Consider the following 498-nt stretch of genomic DNA (forward strand, 5'->3'; position numbering starts at 1 on the left):
GATGTACTGTTCTGTCATCCCTACGGTGGTGTGCCCAAGTTGGTCTCGAGCTTCTCTGATGTTCCCTGTTGACTCCTCTTTATCCGTGGCCGCTTTTGCTCGTAGGTCGCGCATCTGAAATTCTGCTTTTGGAATCCCGGCTGCTTCCCTGGCGTCATCGAACCTTTTTCTGAGCATTCTGGTCGTCATCGGCTGCCCAGAGTCGATTACTACCAGGCGTGTTGATCTGATTTTCTGTCCGGTCTTTCGCGCCATGATTCGATCTATTACGACTTTGAGCTCACCAATGATTTCGATCCTTCGTTTAGCCCCAGTTTTGCCTTGCTGGACGGAGAGCTTTCCGTCCTTTATGTCGCGCTCATCCATCTTCAATGTGTCAGCGACCCTCTGACCTGTTAGATAGAACAGGTCCAAAGCATCTCTTAATGGTTGATCGGCATGCTGGTAGGCTCGGGCAAGGACGTCGTCTTCAACATATATGTCGCGACCGGTTTCTTT

Annotated in this window: 1 protein-coding gene; it reads right to left on the bottom strand. The window is 50.6% G+C overall.

All coding sequences use genetic code 11. From position 1 onward, the window contains the following. On the bottom strand, positions 1–498 hold a 498-nt coding region (locus J5M56_RS24555), incomplete at both ends, for a tyrosine-type recombinase/integrase (RefSeq protein ID WP_243430899.1).

It is taken from the genome of Pseudomonas sp. 51_B (assembly GCF_017491595.1).
In the GTDB taxonomy this organism is placed as follows: domain Bacteria; phylum Pseudomonadota; class Gammaproteobacteria; order Pseudomonadales; family Pseudomonadaceae; genus Aquipseudomonas; species Aquipseudomonas promysalinigenes.